This window comes from Burkholderia pyrrocinia (assembly GCF_001028665.1).
GTDB lineage: Bacteria > Pseudomonadota > Gammaproteobacteria > Burkholderiales > Burkholderiaceae > Burkholderia > Burkholderia pyrrocinia.
In genome coordinates this window covers 749,687-768,709 of the sequence record NZ_CP011505.1, presented here as the reverse complement: position 1 = coordinate 768,709, position 19,023 = coordinate 749,687, and the positions used below count along the sequence as shown (strand labels likewise).

15 protein-coding genes and 1 pseudogene are annotated in these 19,023 nt (G+C 68.7%); 12 read left to right on the top strand and 4 right to left on the bottom strand.

Annotated features, from left to right (window positions below):
- Positions 1 to 103: 103 nt before the first annotated feature.
- Together ABD05_RS33505 and ABD05_RS33500 are read right to left on the bottom strand one after the other, a co-directional pair.
- Positions 104 to 1,192, bottom strand: coding sequence for an aldose epimerase family protein (locus ABD05_RS33505; RefSeq protein WP_047904415.1), 1,089 nt, complete (start codon positions 1,190 to 1,192; stop codon positions 104 to 106).
- 27 nt (positions 1,193 to 1,219) lie between these two features.
- Entirely contained in the window at positions 1,220 to 2,413 is a 1,194-nt protein-coding gene (locus ABD05_RS33500) for a XylR family transcriptional regulator (protein WP_047904414.1), read from the bottom strand.
- A gap of 273 nt (positions 2,414 to 2,686) precedes the next feature.
- Here ABD05_RS33500 and xylA point away from each other — a divergent pair, with 273 nt between their 5' ends.
- The 5 genes from xylA to ABD05_RS33475 all read left to right on the top strand — a co-directional run bounded on the left by xylA (position 2,687) and on the right by ABD05_RS33475 (position 9,440).
- Positions 2,687 to 4,009 (top strand): xylose isomerase, encoded by a 1,323-nt coding sequence (gene xylA / locus ABD05_RS33495; protein ID WP_047904413.1) that lies wholly within the window; start codon positions 2,687 to 2,689, stop codon positions 4,007 to 4,009.
- Positions 4,010 to 4,013: 4 nt separating this feature from the next.
- The gene (gene xylB, locus ABD05_RS33490; RefSeq protein WP_047904412.1) at positions 4,014 to 5,504 is read left to right on the top strand and encodes a xylulokinase; all 1,491 of its coding nucleotides are present in this window, start codon (positions 4,014 to 4,016) and stop codon (positions 5,502 to 5,504) included.
- Between the two features lie 92 nt (positions 5,505 to 5,596).
- Positions 5,597 to 6,625 carry a D-xylose ABC transporter substrate-binding protein gene (gene xylF / locus ABD05_RS33485; RefSeq protein ID WP_047904411.1) on the top strand — a complete coding sequence of 343 codons (1,029 nt, stop codon included), beginning with the start codon at positions 5,597 to 5,599 and terminating at the stop codon, positions 6,623 to 6,625.
- 59 nt (positions 6,626 to 6,684) lie between these two features.
- On the top strand, positions 6,685 to 8,244 hold the full coding sequence (xylG, locus tag ABD05_RS33480) for a D-xylose ABC transporter ATP-binding protein (RefSeq protein WP_047904410.1): 1,560 nt from the start codon (positions 6,685 to 6,687) through the stop codon (positions 8,242 to 8,244).
- The gene (locus ABD05_RS33475) at positions 8,241 to 9,440 is read left to right on the top strand and encodes a sugar ABC transporter permease (protein ID WP_047904409.1); all 1,200 of its coding nucleotides are present in this window, start codon (positions 8,241 to 8,243) and stop codon (positions 9,438 to 9,440) included. The genes xylG and ABD05_RS33475 overlap by 4 nt, the downstream gene beginning before the upstream one ends.
- A 139-nt stretch (positions 9,441 to 9,579) precedes the next feature.
- Here ABD05_RS33475 and ABD05_RS33470 read toward each other — a convergent pair whose 3' ends face one another.
- Complete coding sequence (locus ABD05_RS33470; protein ID WP_047904408.1) at positions 9,580 to 10,536, bottom strand: mannuronate-specific alginate lyase; 957 nt, start codon at positions 10,534 to 10,536, stop codon at positions 9,580 to 9,582.
- A gap of 205 nt (positions 10,537 to 10,741) precedes the next feature.
- Here ABD05_RS33470 and ABD05_RS39600 point away from each other — a divergent pair.
- Positions 10,742 to 10,888 (top strand): annotated as a pseudogene (locus ABD05_RS39600) (arsenic transporter); the annotation flags it as partial.
- Between the two features lie 37 nt (positions 10,889 to 10,925).
- Here ABD05_RS39600 and ABD05_RS33465 read toward each other — a convergent pair.
- Positions 10,926 to 13,031 (bottom strand): TonB-dependent siderophore receptor, encoded by a 2,106-nt coding sequence (locus tag ABD05_RS33465; RefSeq protein ID WP_047904407.1) that lies wholly within the window; start codon positions 13,029 to 13,031, stop codon positions 10,926 to 10,928.
- A gap of 404 nt (positions 13,032 to 13,435) precedes the next feature.
- Here ABD05_RS33465 and ABD05_RS33460 point away from each other — a divergent pair, with 404 nt between their 5' ends.
- The 6 genes from ABD05_RS33460 to ABD05_RS33435 are packed head-to-tail and all read left to right on the top strand — an operon-like array spanning position 13,436 to position 19,021.
- A complete protein-coding gene (locus ABD05_RS33460) occupies positions 13,436 to 15,016 on the top strand; it encodes an acetolactate synthase large subunit (RefSeq protein WP_047904406.1) in 1,581 nt (526 codons plus the stop codon).
- 49 nt (positions 15,017 to 15,065) lie between these two features.
- Positions 15,066 to 15,878: an SDR family NAD(P)-dependent oxidoreductase gene (locus tag ABD05_RS33455; protein ID WP_047904405.1), complete on the top strand. Its 813-nt coding sequence runs from the start codon at positions 15,066 to 15,068 to the stop codon at positions 15,876 to 15,878.
- A 15-nt stretch (positions 15,879 to 15,893) separates the two neighbouring features.
- A complete protein-coding gene (locus ABD05_RS33450) occupies positions 15,894 to 16,931 on the top strand; it encodes a beta propeller repeat protein (protein WP_047904404.1) in 1,038 nt (345 codons plus the stop codon).
- A 12-nt stretch (positions 16,932 to 16,943) separates the two neighbouring features.
- Positions 16,944 to 17,459, top strand: a complete 516-nt coding sequence (locus ABD05_RS33445; RefSeq protein ID WP_047904403.1) for a VOC family protein — start codon at positions 16,944 to 16,946, stop codon at positions 17,457 to 17,459.
- A gap of 50 nt (positions 17,460 to 17,509) precedes the next feature.
- The gene (locus ABD05_RS33440) at positions 17,510 to 18,115 is read left to right on the top strand and encodes an amino acid synthesis family protein (RefSeq protein WP_047904402.1); all 606 of its coding nucleotides are present in this window, start codon (positions 17,510 to 17,512) and stop codon (positions 18,113 to 18,115) included.
- A 27-nt stretch (positions 18,116 to 18,142) separates the two neighbouring features.
- Positions 18,143 to 19,021, top strand: coding sequence for an alpha/beta fold hydrolase (locus ABD05_RS33435; RefSeq protein ID WP_175804815.1), 879 nt, complete (start codon positions 18,143 to 18,145; stop codon positions 19,019 to 19,021).
- Positions 19,022 to 19,023 lie beyond the last annotated feature (2 nt).

Here is a 19,023-nt window from a genome sequence, read left to right as displayed (position 1 = left end):
TGTAGTGGATCGCACGCCGCGCGCCGCGCCGTGACCCGCAACGGGGCGGCGGCGCGGCCGAAGCCCGGCCGCCGGTGCCTGTCGAAAGCGGCCGGCGCGCGCGTTACGCGCGAACGGCTACCCGGTACAGGGTCGTTTGACGATAGACCGAGCCCGGATGAAGGATGACGTCGTCGCGCAGGTCGGCCATGTTGACCTGATCGGGGAAGCCGCCCGCTTCGACGCACAGCGCGGCGTGTTGCGCGCACTGCGTGCCGCCTCTCACGCGCAGGCCGTCCAGATAGTTGCCGGTATAGAGCTGGAGGCCGCGCTGATCGGTCGATACGACCAGCTCGCGGCCGCTTTCGGGATCGTAGATGCCGGCGACGGGCCTGACCGTGCGCGCGCCGTCGCGCAGCACGAAACAGTGATCGAAGCCGCGCGCACGGGCAAGTTGCGCATGCGGCCAGTCGAGGCGCGCGCCGAGCGGCGCGCTCTGCCGGAAATCGAAAGCGGTGCCGGTCACGTCCGCGGTGCCGGTCGGGATCAGCGCGTCGTCGACTTCGAGGAACGCGTCGGCGTCGATGCTCAGCACATGGCCGCGCACGTCGCTGCCCGCGCGGCCGCTGAGGTTGAAGTAGCTGTGATTCGTGAGGTTGAGCGGCGTCGGTGCGTCGGTGACGCCGGTGTAGTCGATCGTCAGCGTGCCGTCGTCGTCGAGCGCATAACGAACCTGCACGCTCACGTTGCCCGGAAAACCCGCGTCGCCTTCGGGCGAATCGAGCCGCAGCGTCAGCCCGCCGCAGTCGTCGACGACTTCCCAGCGCTGCCGGTGAAAGCCGCTTGCGCCGCCGTGCAGCAGATTGCCGTTCTCGTTGCGATCGAGCAGGTAGTCGACCCCGTCGAGCGTGAAGCGTGCGCCGGCGATCCGGTTCGCCCAGCGGCCGACCGTCGCGCCGAGGTAGGCGCCCGATTCGACATATTCCGCGGGCGTGTCGTGCGCGAGCACGATATCGGCGAAGCGTCCGGTGCGGTCGGGCGCGAGCCACGACACGACGGTCGCGCCAAGGTCGCTGACGACGACGCGCATGCCGTGCGTGTTGCGCAGCGTATAGCGCCGCACCGCGTCGCCGTCGGGCAGCGTGCCCCACGGCTCGGAAGGCACGCGTGCGACGCCGGGCGTCAGATGGGAGGAATCGGTATCGATGTGCATGGGCGGATTCGATGTAAACGGCGGGCTTCAGCGCGCGGCGATCGCGCGTTCCTGGTATTCGCGCGGCGTGCAGCCCAGCTCGCGCCGGAACACCGCGTACATGTACTGGAGCGACGTAAACCCGCAGCGGATCGCGACTTCGGCGCTCGACGCCTGGCGGGCGGCGAGCAGCGCCTGCGCCGCTTCGAGTTTGTGGCGCAGGATTTCCTGGTGCACGGTGCGCTGCAGTTCGCGCCGGAAGTGCTCTTCGAGCAGCGAGCGCGACACGCCGACGTAGTCGGCGACCTGCTCGGTCTTGATGCCCTGGCACGCGTACTGGCGAATGAAGTGGCGTGCACGCATCACATGCGGGCTCGCGAGCGGCTCGTGGCGGGTCGAATCGAGCACGTTGATCCCGACGGGCGGCACGAGAATCCGCCGGTCGGGAAAACGCGCGCCGCCCAGCATCTGGTGCAGCAGGTGCGCGGCGGTACGGCCCATTTCCTCGGTGCCCTGGATCACGGACGACAGCGGAATGCGCGTGAGCGTGCGCGTGAGCGGGTCGTTGTCGATGCCGATGATCGCGACCTGTTCCGGGACCGCGAGGCCCGCGATCAGGCACGCCTGCAGGAGGTGCCGCGCGCGTGCGTCGGTCACCGCGATCACGCCGACGGGCTTCGGCAGTGCGTGCAGCCAGCCGATCAGCTGCTCGATCGCGTGGTTCCACCCCGATGCGCTCGTCGACAGCCCGCGGTAGATCGGCGCGTCGACGCCGTCCGCGCGCGCAAGGCCGTCGAACGCGAGCTCGCGCTGCTGCGCCCAGCGGTTCTGCTGCGCGACGGGCAGGCTGTACATCGCGAAGTGCGGCAGCCCGGCGCCGATCAGGTGCGTGTACGCGAGCGACACGAGCTTCGCGTTGTCGGTCGCGATATACGGCACGCCGTCCGGGTATTGCGCCGGATCCTCGTACGACGAACCGAGCGCGACGATCGGCAGCGGCGAACCGGCGAGCGCGTCGGCGACGGCCGGATCGTCGAAGTCCGCGATGATGCCGTCGCCGTCGAAGCGCTCGATGCCGGCGAGCCGGCAGCGGAAATCGTCTTCGAGGAACAGGTCCCATACCACGCGCGTCGAGCGCAGGTACTGGCCGATGCCGCTGATGATCTCGCGGTCGTAGACCTTGTTGGCGTTGAACAGCAGCGCGATGCGGTGCGGCGTCTGGGTGGAAGGGGCGCGGTTCATCTCGGTCTCGAAGCGCGTGCCGTCCGTGGCGTCGCGCCGTTGTCTCCGGGCGCGCGGGCAACGCCGCGCGGCTGTCTGGTCTGTCTGCTGTCCGGCGATTGTAGGACGGAACACGTGCGGTGCGCAGCGCGCTGGCAAGAAACGTTAAGCGTGCTGCGCAATTTCGCAATTGCGGGCGACGGGGCGCGCGGGCACGATCCAGCCAGATCGAATTCGGCTCGCACGCCAACGCGATGCACGCCGCACTGCAACAAGAAACCGGACGGAGACGCCATGTCGTATTTCGAACATATTCCCGCGATTCGCTACGAAGGTCCGCAGTCGGACAACCCGCTTGCCTACCGGTATTACGACCGCACGAAGCGGGTGCTCGGCAAGACGCTCGAGGAGCACCTGCGGATCGCGGTGTGCTACTGGCACACGTTCGTGTGGCCGGGCCACGACATCTTCGGCCAGGGCGCGTTCCGGCGGCCATGGCAGCAGCCGGGCGACCCGCTCGAGCGTGCGCGGCAAAAGGCCGATGCGGCATTCGAGTTCTTCACGAAGCTCGGCACGCCGTTCTATACGTTCCACGACACCGACGTCTCGCCGGAAGGCGACAGCCTGCACGAGTACGTCGAGAACTTCGCGCGGATGACCGACTACCTGGGCGAGCGTCAGCAGGCGACGGGCGTCCGGCTGCTGTGGGGCACTGCGAACCTGTTTTCGCATCCGCGCTTCGCGGCGGGCGCGGCGACCAACCCGAACCCCGACGTGTTCGCGTGGGCAGCCACCCAGGTGCGCCATGCGCTCGACGCGACGCATCGGCTCGGCGGCGAGAACTACGTGCTGTGGGGCGGCCGCGAAGGGTACGAGACGCTGCTCAATACCGATCTCGTGCGCGAGCGCGAGCAGTTCGCGCGCTTCCTGTCGATGGTCGTCGAGCACAAGCACCGGATCGGTTTCAAAGGCGCGCTGCTGATCGAGCCCAAGCCGCAGGAGCCGACCAAGCACCAGTACGACTACGACGTCGCGACCGTGCACGGCTTCCTCACGCAATACGGATTGCAGAACGAAATCCGCGTGAATATCGAGGCGAACCACGCGACGCTCGCCGGCCATTCGTTCCATCACGAGATCGCGAACGCGTTCGCGCTCGGCGTGTTCGGCAGCGTCGATGCGAATCGCGGCGATGCGCAGAACGGCTGGGACACCGACCAGTTCCCGAACAGCGTCGAGGAACTGACGCTCGCGTTCTACGAGATCCTGCGCCACGGCGGCTTTACCACCGGCGGCATGAACTTCGACGCGAAGGTGCGACGCCAGAGCATCGATCCGGAAGACCTGTTCTACGGCCACGTCGGCGCGATCGACGTGCTCGCGCTCGCGCTCGAGCGCGCGGCCGTGCTGGTCGGGAACGACCGGCTCGACACGCTGCGCCGGCAGCGCTACGCGCAGTGGGACAGCGCGTTCGGCCGCGAGATCCTGTCGGGCGCCTACACGCTGGAGTCGCTCGCCGCCGACGCGCTCGCGCGCGGCGTGAACCCGCAGCATGCGAGCGGCGCGCAGGAACGGCTCGAGAACATCGTGAACCAGGCGATCTACGGGCTGCGCTGACGCCATGTACATCGGACTCGATCTTGGCACGTCGGGCGTGAAGGCCGTGCTGCTCGACCGCGACGGTGCGGTGCGGGGCAGCGCGAGCCGGCCGCTGTCGGTAAGCCGGCCGCGGCCGCGCTGGTCCGAACAGGCGCCGCGCGACTGGTGGGACGCGGCATGCGGCGCGCTGGCGGCGCTCGTCGCCGACGCGCGTGCGGCCGGCATCGATCCGCGTGACATCGACGCGCTCGGCCTGACCGGGCAGATGCACGGCGCGACGCTGCTCGATGCGCGCGGCGACGTGCTGCGCCCCGCGATCCTGTGGAACGACGGCCGCGCGGATGCCGAATGCGCGGAACTCGAGCGGCTGGCGCCCACGCTGCGCGCCGTCGCGGGCAACCTCGCGATGCCGGGCTTTACCGCGCCGAAGCTGCTGTGGGTGCGACGGCACGAGCCGGACGTGTTCGCGCGGATCGCACACGTGCTGTTGCCGAAGGATTATCTGCGCTACCGGCTGACCGGCGTGTTCGCGACCGATCCGTCGGATGCCGCCGGCACGCTGTGGCTCGATGTCGCGAAGCGCGACTACGACGACACGCTGCTCGCCGCGTGCGGGCTGTCGCGTGCGCAAGTTCCCGCCGTGTTCGAGGGCAACCGCATCACCGGCACGCTGCAGCCGGCCGTTGCGCGCGCGCTGGGGCTGCGCGAGATCCCGGTCGTCGCGGGCGGCGGCGACAACGCGGCCGGCGCGGTGGGCGTCGGCATCGTGCGGCCCGGCGATGCGCTGCTGTCGCTCGGCACGTCGGGCGTTTATTTCGCGGTGTCGGACGGTTTTCGTGCGAATCCGGAATCGGCGGTCCACAGCTTCTGTCATGCGTTGCCGCGCACCTGGCACCTGATGTCGGTGATGCTGAATGCGGCCGGCTGCGTCGATTTCACCGCGCAACTGGCCGGCTATGACGGCGTTGCCGCGCTGCTCGACGACGCCGAGGCGAACGCACGCGCGGATCGTCCGTGGTTCCTGCCTTATCTGAGCGGCGAGCGCACGCCGCACAACGACGTGAATGCGAAGGGCGTGTTCTACGGGCTGACACCCGACACGCAGCGCGCGGATCTCGCGAACGCGACGCTCGAGGGCGTCGGCTTCGCGCTGCTCGACGGAATCGACGCGCTGCATGCGGCCGGGCTCGCGCCCGACGGCATCACGGTCATCGGCGGCGGCTCGCGCAGCGCGTACTGGACACAGATGCTCGCCGACCTGAGCGGCCGCGCGCTGACGTTGCGCGCGGGCGGCGAAGTCGGCCCGGCGCTCGGCGCCGCGCGGCTCGCGCATCTCGCACTCGAACCGGAAGCGCCGCTCGACGCGGTGTGTCCGCAGCCGCCGGTGGTGGCCGTGCGCGAGCCCGACATGGCACGCCACGCGTGGTATCGCGACGCGCGGCGGCCGACGTTTCGCGCGCTGTATCGCGCACTCGAACCGGTGTTTGCGGCAGGCGCGGGTCACGCCGCGTGAAACTTTGCCGTGCGGTGGCAAGACGATGGGCGACCTGCTTCGGCGGCTGCCCGGCGATCGTGGAGTAGTCCAATAAATAGAGGAGCGGAGACATGAAATCAATGAAGCGTCGTACCGTATTGAATGCGCTGGCAGGCGCCGCCGCGATGGCGGCTCTCACGCTTGGCGCGCCGCTCGCGCATGCGAGCAAGGACAAGCCGGAGATCGGCTTCTGTATCGACGACCTGCGCGTCGAGCGCTGGTCGCGTGACCGCGACTATTTCGTGGCCGCCGCCACGCAGCTCGGCGCGAAAGTGTCCGTGCAGTCCGCGGACGCGAGCGAGGCGCGGCAGATCTCGCAGATCGAGAACCTGATCTCGCGCGGCGTGGACGTGATCGTGATCGTGCCGTTCAATTCGAAGACGCTCGGCAACGTCGTCGCCGAAGCGCGCAAGGCGGGCATCAAGGTGGTGTCGTACGACCGGCTGATCCTGGACGCCGACGTCGACGCGTACATCTCGTTCGACAACCAGAAGGTGGGCGAGCTGCAGGCGCAGGGCGTCTACGATGCGAAGCCGAAGGGCAACTATTTCCTGCTCGGCGGCGCGCCGACCGACAACAACGCGAAGATGCTGCGCGAAGGACAGCTGAAGGTGCTGAAGCCGGCGGTCGATCGCGGCGACATCAAGATCGTCGGCCAGCAGTGGGTGCCGGAGTGGAGCGCGTCGACCGCGCTGCGGATCGTCGAGGATGCGCTGACCGCGAACAACAACAAGATCGATGCGATCGTCGCATCGAACGACGGCACCGCGGGCGGCGCGATCCAGGCGCTCGCCGCGCAGCACCTGGCCGGCAAGGTGCCGGTGTCCGGGCAGGATGCGGACCTCGCGGCGGTCAAGCGCGTGATCGCCGGCACGCAGACGATGACCGTCTACAAGCCGCTCAAGCTGATCGCGAGCGAAGCGGCGAAGCTCGCGGTCGACCTCGCGAAGGGCACGAAGCCCGCGTTCAACTCGCAATACGACAACGGCAAGAAGAAGGTCGACACGGTGCTGCTGCAGCCGACGCTGCTGACCAAGCGCAACGTCGACATCGTCGTGAAGGACGGCTTCTATACCCAGGCGCAGCTGGCGAGCCAGTAACGGCGCGGCGCGCGGCGGCCCATCGGTGCGTCCGCGCGCATACTGCGAGGCATGAGCGAATGACCGAACCCTTGCTGACGATGCGCGGCATCGTCAAGGATTTCGACGGCGTGAAGGCGCTCGACGGCATCGACCTGATGGTGCGGCCGGGCGAGTGCGTGGGGCTGTGCGGCGAGAACGGCGCGGGCAAATCGACGCTGATGAAGGTGCTGTCGGGCGTCTATCCGCACGGCACGTGGGACGGCGAGATCCGCTGGGAAGGCGCGCCGCTCGTCGCGTCCGGCGTGCGCGACACCGAGCGCGCGGGCATCGTGATCATCCACCAGGAACTGATGCTCGTGCCCGAGCTGTCGGTGGCCGAGAACATCTTCCTCGGCAACGAGATCACGTTGCCGGGCGGGCGCATGCACTATGCGGCGATGGTCCAGCGTGCCGAAGAGCTGCTGCGCGAATTGCGGATCGACTCGATCAACGTCGCGCAGCCGGTGACGAACTACGGCGGCGGACACCAGCAGCTGATCGAGATCGCGAAGGCGCTGAACAAGCGCGCGAAGCTGCTGATCCTCGACGAGCCTTCGTCGTCGCTGAGCGCTGCCGAAACGCGCATCCTGCTCGACATCGTGCGCGACCTGAAGCGCCGCGGCGTCGCGTGCGTGTATATCTCGCACAAGCTCGACGAGGTCGAGGCCGTGTGCGACACGGTGACCGTGATCCGCGACGGCCGCCATGTCGCGACCGAGCCGATGCGCGCGCTGACCACCGACCGGATCATCGCGATGATGGTCGGCCGCGAGATCCGCGACCTGTATCCGCGCGAGCCGCACGAGATCGGCGACGTCGTGCTGGAAGCGCGTAACGTGACCTGCCGCGACGTGACGAACACGCGCCGCAAGCGGGTCGACGACGTGTCGTTCAGCGTGCGGCGCGGCGAGATCCTCGGTGTCGCCGGGCTGGTCGGCGCGGGCCGCACCGAGCTGATGCAGGCGATCTTCGGCGCGTATCCGGGCGCGTGCACGGCGACCGTGCTGATGAACGGCCGGCCGCTCACGATCCGCTCGCCGGCCGACGCGATCCGCGCCGGCATCGCGATGGTGCCCGAGGATCGCAAGCGCCACGGCATCGTGCCGCAGCTCGGCGTCGGCCACAACATCACGCTGGCGGTGCTGCGGCGCTTCGCGGTGCGCGGGCGGATCGACGCGGCCGCCGAGCTGGACACGATCCGCACCGAGATGCAGCGGCTGTCGGTGCGCGCCGCGCACCCGTTCCTGCCGATCTCGAGCCTGTCCGGCGGCAACCAGCAGAAGGCCGTGCTCGCCAAGATGCTGCTGGCCGAGCCGCAGGTGCTGATTCTCGACGAGCCGACGCGCGGCGTCGACGTGGGCGCGAAGGCCGAGATCTACCGGCTCGTGTTCGCGCTCGCGAAGCGCGGCGTCGCGCTGATCGTCGTGTCGTCGGAAATGCCCGAGGTGCTCGGGCTTGCCGACCGCGTGCTGGTGATCGGCGAAGGCGAACTGCGCGGCGATTTCGTCAACGACGGCCTCACGCAGGAACAGATCCTCGGCGCCGCGCTGAAGCCCGCGCGGCGGCCGACCGAACCCACCGCAACGAGTGCGACATGAATTCCGAACTTTCTTCCTCTACCCCGGCGACGCCGGATGCCGAAGTGCGCCGGCCGACAAGTCGTCAGCTTCGCCAGGTTTTCGTGCGCTACAAGATCCTCGCGCTGCTGTTCGCGGTCGTGGCGATCTGGGCGTTCTTCTCGGTGCTGACCGACGGCGCGTTCGTCACGCCGCGCAACGTGTCGAACCTGCTGCGTCAGATGTCGATCACCGGCATGCTCGCGTGCGGGATGGTCTTCGTGATCATCGCGGGCGAGATCGACCTGTCGGTCGGGTCGCTGCTCGGGCTGCTCGGCGGCGTCGCGGCGATCCTCGACGTGAACCGACACTGGCCTGTCGCCGCGACGGTGCCGGCCGTGCTCGCGCTCGGCGTGCTGATCGGGCTCTTCAACGGCTGGTGGTCGACCTACCGGCGTGTGCCGTCGTTCATCGTCGGGCTGGGCGGGATGCTCGCGTTTCGCGGGATCCTGCTCGGCGTGACGGGCGGCTCGACGATCGCGCCCGTGTCGGACGGCATCGTGTTCCTCGGGCAGGGTTATCTGCCGCGCGTGGCGGGGGACGGCCTCGCGCTGCTGCTGTTCGCGCTCGTCGTGCTGCTGGTCGTGCGGCAGCGCGGCACGCGGCGCCGCTACCGGCTCGCGGTCGCGCCGCCGTGGCAGGACGTCGTGAAGATCGCGGGCGCGGGCGCGGTGCTGTTCGGGTTCGTTGCGACGCTCGACCGATACGGCGGCATTCCGGTGCCGGTGCTGCTGCTGCTCGCGCTGCTCGGCATCTTCTCGTGGATCGCGACGCAGACCGTGTTCGGCCGGCGCATCTACGCGGTCGGCTCGAATCTCGAGGCGACGCGGCTGTCGGGCGTCGATACCGATCGCGTGAAGCTCGCGATCTTCGCGCTGATGGGGCTGATGTGCGCATTCGCCGGCATCGTGAACACCGCACGGCTCGCGGCCGGCTCGCCGTCCGCGGGCTCGATGGGCGAGCTCGACGCGATCGCCGCGTGCTTCATCGGCGGCACGTCGATGCGCGGCGGGTCGGGCACCGTCTACGGCGCGCTGATCGGCGCGCTCGTGATGGCGAGCCTCGACAACGGCATGTCGATGCTGGATGTCGACGCGTACTGGCAGATGATCGTCAAGGGCGCGGTGCTGGTGCTGGCGGTGTGGATCGACGTGGTGTCGCGCTCGAACCGGCGGTGACGCGGCGCCCGGCCGCCCGTCAACGAGAGGACGACATGACGTCCTCCGCCGCCTAAAGGCGGCGGATTCCCACCACTGGCGTCGGCATCCGCCACCGGTTCTGAGCGCGCGCGCGCACATCGGCGCGGCGCGCCTTTTCCTATGGCAGCGGCACGCCCCACGCTGCTGTCACGTCGCCGCCGAGCCGCCATTCGCTGAACGGGCGGCGCGGCGCGATGATCGCCGGCAGGCGGCGATCGCCGAAGCGTGCGTAGTACGGCTCGACCCAGCTCAGTTCGTCGCGGAACGTCCACGGGAACAGGTCCTGCTTGACCGGCGTGATCTTCGTGAAGCTCGCGGGATTCTCCACGGCGTCGATCACGAGATTCGCGAGGCGGCCGATTGCGCCGCCGTTTTCGCGGTAGAGATCGATATTGCGTCGTTGCACGAGTTCCGCCGCGAACACGAGCGGCAGCAGCGCAAAGGTGTGATAGTGGAGCGCGCGGTTGCCGCGCTTGACTTCGCGCGCGAGCGAACCGTCCGGGCCGATGTCGCGAATCCCTTCGCGTACCCGCAGCAAACCGGAATCGATCAGGCTCGCATTGTCGGTGACGGTGCCGATGGCGATCAGGTCGAGCCCCGCCCAGTACACGAGATTGTTGTGCAGGTGGTTGATCGCTTCCGCATCGCGGGTGGCGATCGCGATGCGTTCGAGCCACGGATCGATCGCGTTGAATTGTGCGCGGTTCGCTTCGCGCAAGCCGCGCGGCATCCGCAGGATCACCATCGCGAAGTCTGTGCCGGCCCACGAGCGCTCGTAATAGCCTTGATAACCGGAGATATGGCCCATCAGCGCATCCGATTGCGCCCAGCTGTCGAGCAGCGTCAATGCGCAGGACCAGTCGCCATGATCCGCCGCCGTATTGACTTTCGATACGAAATCGCGCATCGGCTTCACGGCGCGCGCATAGCCGGCGGCATCGTCATAGTAGCCGGGCGGATCGATCGTCCGCACGGGGGTGGGTACCTCGCATGCGCGCGACGGTGGCGCGGCGCCGAACAGCGCGGCCACGGCGAGTAACGTTGCTATTAGCGGTCGGATCGACAGATGGCGCATGCGGCCCTCGATGGTTATGGTTGTTTTGCGATGCGTAAGCCGATTGTGCGGCGGCGGCCCGACGCGATCGGTGCGAATGCATGCGGGGGCAGTCTATCGTTTCGGTCTTTCATCCGCCTTTCCCGAATACAACGGGGATGGGCCGGCGCGGCGCTCAGTCCCGCGCTGGGCGGTGTCCTCGCGCAGCACTTCGGTTATCCGGCGCGTCTGCGCGTCTGCACGCCGCGCGAAGGCCGACCCGATGCCGATGCTGACCATCTGCGCGTTCGTGGCCAACGCGGCGAGCTTCGTGCTGCCGAACTCGAACCCGGCGGATCTCGTGCTGTACGGCTCGCGCATGCTTGCGCTCGGCGCCTGACGCGCGACGCACGTCAGGCGCCCGATTCGACCTAGAACGTGTAGGCGAGCGACGCGAACAGGCTGCGCGGCGCGCCCGGCGTGACCCACAGGCTGTTGTACGAGCTGACGTAGGTGGTGCGATTGAACAGGTTGTTCAGCACGACCGACGCGCGCAGGTGCTTGTTGACCTGCACGTAGCCGTTGAGCTGGACGGTCGCGTAGGCGGGCAGCTCGAAACCGTCCTGCGTGTTCGCCGTGTTGCCGGCGCGGCGCCCGACATAGATCACGCCCGTGCCGATGCCGGCCTTGTCCGCGAACGGCAGCGCGGTTTCGTACATGAGCAGCGCGCTGCCGCTCAGCTTCGGAATGTCGACGAGACGCGCGCCGGGCGTCAGCACGGCATCGCGCGTGACCTCGGCATCGACGTACGCGAAGTTGACGATGCCGCGCAAGCCGTGGCCCAGGTCGCCGTTCCATTCGAATTCGACGCCGCGGCTGCGCACCTCGCCGGCCGCGCGCGAGAAGCCGGCATTCGCCGGATCGGCGGTCAGCACGTTGCGCTTGTTGACGTAGAACGCCGCGACCGTCGCGAGCCAGCGCGCGCCGGCCCATTTCGCGCCGGCCTCGTAGCCGTGCCCCTTCTCCGGGTCGAACGCTTGGCCGCCGGCATCGGCGCCGTTGTTCGGCCGGAACGAGTACGCGGTGTTCGCATACAGCGACAGCGCGGGGCTCATTTCGTACACGACGCCGATGCGCGGACTCAACGCGGTCTGCAGCTGGCTGGTCGTCACGCCCTTCAGGCGGTTCTCGACCGACTGGTGGAAGCGATCCCAGCGCAGCCCGGCGAGGATTTTCCAGTGCGGTCCGAACGCCAGCGTGTCCTGCGCGTAGACGCCTTGCCCGTCGTCGCGCTCGAGCAGGTTGGTCGCGGTACGCAGCGCGGGCGTCGGCTGGCCGTAGACGGGATCGAAGATGTCGATCGCATACGGCGCGGCGGCGGTCGGCGTCGAGCGCGCGACGAACTGGTCGTAGTTGAAGCGATACGCATCGACGCCCATCACGAGCGTGTGGCCGATGCCGCCGGTGCGGAACTTGCCGGTCGTTTCGACGCGGCCCTGCAGGTCGTTCGAGTGAAACGCGACTTGCCGGTAGCGGCGCCACAGCGTGCGCCCGTCCGGCTGCAGCGCGAACGCTTCGGACGAGCGCCCGGACAGGTCGGTGTCGCGCTGCGCGAAGCCGGCGTTGATCGACCAGTTCGCATCGACGCGATGCTCGAGCGTGAACTGGTGGCCCGTGTTGCGCACGTCGTAGTCGCCGTCGCGCGGCTCGCCGAGGAAGCGCGATGCGGGAATCGCGCCGAGCTGCCCGTTGACCGCCACCACGCCGCGATCGAGCGGCGCGCGCTGGCGCACGCTTTCGAACTCGTAATGGAGCGTCGTGTCCGCGCCGATGTCCCACGTGAACGACGGTGCGAACAGGTAGCGTTTGCTCGACACCGTATCGCGGAAACTGCCGTTGTTCTCGTTCATCGCGACGAAGCGGTACGCGAGCGATTTGGTGACGGGGCCGGTCGAATCGAGCGTCTCGCGCAACGCGCCGTAGCTGCCGGCCGACACGCCGATGGTGTTCGCGCGCGCGAACTGCGGCTGCTTGGTCGTGTAGCTGATGAGCCCGCCCGGATCGCCGCGGCCGTACAGCGAGGACGCGGGCCCCTTGAGCACTTCCATGCGCTCGAGAGTGGCGGTGTCGCGCGGGACACTGATCCCGCGGTTCCACGAGAAGCCGTTGACGAGGTAGTCGGTGCCGGACGTGTTGCCGTCGCCGGCGAATCCGCGCACCGCATAGTTGTCCCACAGCCCGCCGAAGTTGTTCTGCCGCGCGACGCCCGCGACCCAGTCGTACAGGTCCTCGCCGCGCGTCGCGGCGACGGTCTGGGCCAGTTTCGCGTCGACGCTGCTGACCGCGAACGGAATCTCCATCACGTCCGTCTTGGTGCGCGTCGCGCTCGTCGAATCGGGTGCGCGAAACGGCGCGGTCGTGCGCTGCCCCGAGACCTCGATGGCGGGCAGCGACAACTCCTGCGCATCGGCGGCGCTCAGGCCGGCCGTGCCGACGACTATGGCCATCGGTGCGGCCGCCCAGTTCTTCCTGCTCATACCCCGTCCTTTGATGTGATCTGCATTCGGGCAGGGCGGATGGCCTCGCGCCGACGTCTGTGTTCCAAACAGTACATTCGCGCCGAAATTTAATGCAAATGAGAGGCATTTGCAATCGTAAATTAGTGCGGCTGCCGCGTGCGATGCGAAGCGGCCGGAAACGGGGCGGCGACCGTAGGCGCTTGTGCGGCCGACGGTTCCTGCAAATTCCGAATTGCGGGAATTCAGTTAAGCCTGGGCGAGGCGTGGAGAGCCGAGGCGCGGTGTTTGTTGCTGGAAATACACGACACGAATCGGGTAAACGTGGATCGAATCGACCCGTCGGTGGTGTTTTTGAGGTTTGACAAATCCCGTATATCGGGATTACAGTAAATCCCACTTCATTCAAACCGTCGAGCGGCCGCATGAACATCCCACAGTTGGACACCGATACCGGAACACGAAGCGGCGCGAGCATCGTGCTCGAGACGGCGCGCGACGCCGGCGTCGACGTCTGTTTTGCCAATCCCGGCACTACCGAGATGCCGTTCGTCGGCGCGCTCGACACCGTGGCGGGCGTGCGCTCGATCCTCGGGCTGTTCGAGGGCGTCTGCACGGGCGCCGCGGACGGCTACGGCCGCATGGCCGGCAAACCGGCGATGACGCTGCTGCATCTCGGGCCCGGCCACGCGAACGGCGTCGCCAACCTGCACAACGCACGCCGCGCCCGCACGCCGATCCTGAACATCGTCGGCGATCACACGCGCGACCACCTGAAGTACGACGCGCCGCTCACGTCCGACATCGAGTCGCTCGCCCGCCCGGTGTCGGTGTGGTATCGCAGCGTGGCGCGCGACACGGATCTCGCAACCGATACGGCCGATGCGATTTCGGCCGCGATGGGTGCGCAGCGCGGCGTCGCGACCCTCGTGCTGCCGGTCGATCTCCAGTCGGCCAAGGTGCGCGACGCGGCGTCGCCCGCCGTCGTTCGCCCGGCCGTGGTGTCGTTCGATCCCGCACGGGTCGAACGCGTCGCCGATCTGCTGCTCAGCGGCCATCGCGCGGTGCTGCTGATGGGCGGCTGCGCAATGTCGGCCCGCGGGCAGCGCGCGGCGGCGCGCATCGCGGCGGCGACCGGCGCGACCTGCTTCAGCGAGACCTTCCCGGCGCGCGCGGAGCGCGGCGGCGGCCTGCCGGACATCGACCGCCTGCCTTATTTCCCCGAGCCGGCGCTGGCCGCGCTGGCCGACCGGCGCGTGGTGCTGGCGGGCGCGCTCGCGCCCGTCACCTACTTCGGCTATGAAGGCATTCCGGGCGAACTCGCGCGCCCCGAGGACATCGTGACGCTGGCCGAACCGGGCGACGCGGCGGACGACGCGCTGGAAGCGCTGGCCGATCGCATCGGCGCGCCGGCGAACGCCGACGGCGTGCCGGTCGAGCGTTGGGATGTGGAGGACGGCCCGCTGACGCCGCAGGCCGTCGGTCGCGTGCTGGCGAACGCATTGCCCGACGACGCGATCGTGTCGATCGAGGGCGGCACGTGCGGCTATCCGTTCGTGACCGCGTCGGCGCGCGCGCGCCGTCACACGATCCTCACGAATACGGGCGGCGCGATCGGCCAGGGCTTGCCGGTAGCGCTCGGCGCCGCCGTCGCGTGCCCGGAACGCCGCGTGTTCGCGCTGCAGTCCGACGGCAGCGCGCAGTACACGATCCAGGCGCTGTGGACGATGGCGCGCGAGCGTTTGCCGATCGTCATGCTGATCGCGTCGAACCGGCGCTACGGCATCCTGCAGACCGAGCTCGCGCGCAGCGGCCTGCCGGCCGACACGCCGCACGCCAGCCGCCTGACGCTGCTGGACGATCCGCCGATCGACTGGCTCGCGCTGTCGCGCGGCTACGGCGTGCCGGCCGAGCGCGCGCGCACCGCGCAAGCGCTGTCGCAAGCGCTCGACGACGCGCTCGCGCACACCGACGGGCCGAGGCTCATCGAAATGTGCGTGTCCTGATCGCGCAACCCGCTTTCCCCTTCAATCCCGACTCTCACCTTTCATCGCTATGGATCTGCAACTCCACGGAAAAGCCGCGTTCATCACCGGCGGCAGCATGGGCATCGGCAAGGCGGTCGCGCTCGAGCTGGCCCGCGAAGGCGTCAACGTCACGATCGCCGCGCGACGCATGGAACACCTCGAAGCGGCCGCCGCCGAGATTCGCGCGGCGCTCGCGCCGCTGGGCAACGCGGCCGGCGCAATCCTGCCCGTCACGTTGGACACGACCGACATGGCGTCGGTCGAAGCGGCGATGGCCGCGAGCGTCGAGCGCTTCGGCCGGCTCGACATCCTGCTGAACGGCGCCGCGCATCCGGGCGGCCTCGTGCGCGCGGAACTGGAACACGCCGACCCGCAGGGGCTGCTGCAGGACATCGATATCAAGGTGGTCGGCTACCTGCGTTGCGCGAAGGCGGCCGCGCCCTACATGCGGCGCCACGGCTTCGGCCGGATCGTCAATGTCGGCGGGCTGACGGGCCGCGGCAGCAAGCAACTGTCCGGCATGCGCAACGTGGCGATCGTGCACCTGACCAAGACGCTGTCCGACCAGCTCGGCCCGTTCGGCATCACGGTCAACACGATTCACCCGGGCGTCGTCGAGACGCCGCACATCCACGAACTCTACGAGAAAGAGGCGCAGAAGCAGGGGCTCACGGCCGCGGAGGTCGAGGCGAACTACGTGAAGGTCACGCCGATCCGGCGCGTGCTGCAGCCGGAAGAGATGGGGTGGATCGTCGCGTTTCTCGCGTCGCCGAAATCCGGCTCGATCACCGGCGAGTCGATCGGCTGCGACGGCGGGCTCACGCGCGGCATTTTTCTCTGACACAAGGAGCATTTCATGACCGCAACCGTACTGGTCGCCACGGCCGGGCAAGGCATCCTGCGCTCGAACGACGACGGCAAGACCTGGCATCGCCTCGGGCTCGCCGAGCCGATCGAGTTCGACGGCATCGTGCGCGCGCTCGCGGTGGACCCCGCGACGCCGTCGCGCGTCTATGCCGGCGCCGATTCGGGCCTGTCCATCAGCGAGGACGGCGGCGCGCACTGGTTTCGGCCCGGGAACCTGCTGAACGGGCAGACGGTCTGGTCCATCGCGATCGATCCGGCGAACCCCGCGGTGCTCTATGCGGGCACCGGCGCACCGTCGCGCGCCGCGCTGTACAAGTCGAGCGACGCGGGCGTGACCTGGGAGCGAACGGCCCCCGAGTTCCCCGAGTTCTGCTCGGGCGTCAATCGCCCGCGGCTGCTGACGATCTGCGTGGATCCGGACGACACCCGCAACGTCTGGTACGGCGTGGAGGAGGGCGGCGCATGGCGCAGCCGCGACGCCGGCGCGAGCTGGACGCGCGTGGACGGCCCCGGCACGGCGATCCGCAACAGCGACATTCATGCGATCGCGGTGCTGTCCGCCACGCCGGACCGGCCGAAGACCACGGTGCTGCTGACCGTGAACGCGGTGCACGTGAGCGACGACGACGGCCAGACGTGGGACGGCAAGCTGTCGCGCGATCGCTTCGACGGGCTGTACTACACGCGCACGGTCGTGCAGCTGCCGACGCCGGAAGGCGACCTGCTGATGGCGATCGGCGACGGCACGCCGGGCATCCGCAGCCGCATCTACCGCTCGACCGATCGCGGCTACGCGTGGCATGAGACGGATCTGCAGACGCCGCCGAATTCCACGTTCTGGGCGTTCGGCGTCCATGCGGCCCGGCCGGAGCTCGTCTATGCGGGCACCAAGTACGGGCACCTGTTCTGTTCGCGCGACGGCGGCCGGAACTGGAGCAAGGAATGGCGCGATTTCAGCGAGATCACGGCCGTCGCGTGGACGCCGTTCGAAGCGCCGCTCGTCGCCCACGCGCAGTCGACCAATTGAGCGGAGCGAACGATGACACCGTCCGATATCCAGCAACACGCCGAGCGCGCGAACGCGAGCGGGCTGCCGCTGCCGACGCCGCACGTGCAGCGCACCCACCTGTCGCTGTTCGTGCGCGATCCCGTGGGCTCGAGCACCTGGTACGCCGAGGTGCTCGGCATGACGGAAACCGCGCGCGGCGAGCAGTGGGTGTTCATGTCCTTCGGCCAGAAGCACCATGACATCGCGCTGATTCGCGCGGCGTCCGACGCGGAGCTCGGCACGATCGGCCTGCAGCACTACGGCCTCGAGATCGCCGGCGGCCTGACCGAATTGCGCCGCCTGTACGGCATGCTGATCCGCCGCCACGTGCCGATCGTCAAGATCACCGATCACAAGGTCGGGATCGGCGTGTATTTCACGGACCCGGACGGCAACCGCCTCGAATTCTTCTGCGAAACCGTCACGGACGACGAAGAAGGCAAGCGCGTGCTGCACCGGTACAACGCGCCCAGCGATCCCGTGCAGCTCGAGCCGCTGTTCGACTGAGGCGCCGGTCTTTCATTCCCGCTTAACCGATATTTCATAGAGGATTCCTGATGAGCAAGATCGCAAATTTCGAAGGCTTTCATATCCGCAAGTGGTACACGCAGATCGAGGATTCGCTCGCGAACGAATCCGGCCAGCTCGCGGACGGCGAGCCGTTGCGCAAGATCGTGATCGCCGCGGCCGTCCATAACCCGTACGCGGGGCGCTTCAGCGAAAACCTCGACGATCTCGTGCGTCCGTCGCCGGCGCTCGGCAAGGAGTTCGCGCGGCGCATCGAGGAACTCGCCGCGGGCCGCGCGATCGAGAGCTACGGCAAGGCGTGCCTGGTCGGCTCGGCCGGCGAGTACGAACACGGCAACGCGTTCCTCACGTCGATCTTCGCGGAGCCGATCCGTGCGGCGCTGGGCGGCGGCAAGTCGTGGGTGCCGTCGAGCGGCAAGCGCGGCCCGGTCAACACGGTGATCGACGTGCCGCTCGCGCACAAGGATGCGCTCTACGTGCGCTCGCACTACGACACGGTGACGTGCCTGTTCCCCGATGCGCCCAACGACGACGAAGTGCTGGTGATCTTCGCGTTCGCGACGCGCGGCCGCCTGCATGCGCGGCTCGGCGGGCTGAAGGCGAGCGAGATCGTCGGCCGCGACGGCCTGGTCTGAGCGCGGATGCGGGCCGGGGAGCACATGATGAATACGGCGTCCGTCAAGGATGGATGGGTCGACAGCGACGGGCTGCGGCTGCACTACGTGAGCTGGGGGCGCGACGATGCGCCGGTCGTGGTGATGCTGCACGGCTTGCGCAGTTACGCGCAGACGTGGGAGCCCGTGGCCGACGCGCTGGTCGACCGCTACCGGGTCGTCGCGCTCGACCAGCGCGGGCGCGGCTGGAGCGACTGGGATCCGCGGCGCGACTACTACGCGGCGGCCTACGTGCGCGATCTCGACGCGCTGGTGCGCGCGCTCGGCCTGCAACGATTCGTGCTGGTCGGGCATTCGATGGGCGGCGCCAATGCGTTCGTCTACGCGGCGGCGCAGCCGGAACGGCTCGCCGGCCTCGTGATCGAGGACATGGGCCCGGGCGCGTCGGCCGGTTCGCAGGGTTCGGAGCGGATCAAGCGCGAGCTGAAGGAAACGCCGGACGCGTTCGCGTCGTGGGACGACGCGCGCGCGTTCTGGCGACGCCAGCGGCCGAACATCGCGGAATCCGCGCTCGATTCGCGCATCGCGCACTCGCTGAAAGAGGATCCGCAGGGGCGGATCGTGTGGCGGCACGACGCCGACGGGATTGCGGCGGCGCGGCTGGCCGCGACGCCGGAGCAACTCGTCCATCTGTGGCCGCTGGTCCTCAACCTGCACGTGCCGACGCTGCTGTTGCGCGGCGGCGCATCGGATTTCCTGTCCGCGGAAGTGGCGGCCGAAATGGCGGCGGCCAACGCCGGAATCGACCGGATCGATATTCCCGGTGCGACGCACTACGTGCATGACGATCAGCCCGCCGCGTTCAACCACGCATTGCGCACGTGGCTCGATCGTCTCGACGATCCGGCGTGGCGCACGGGAGGCTGACG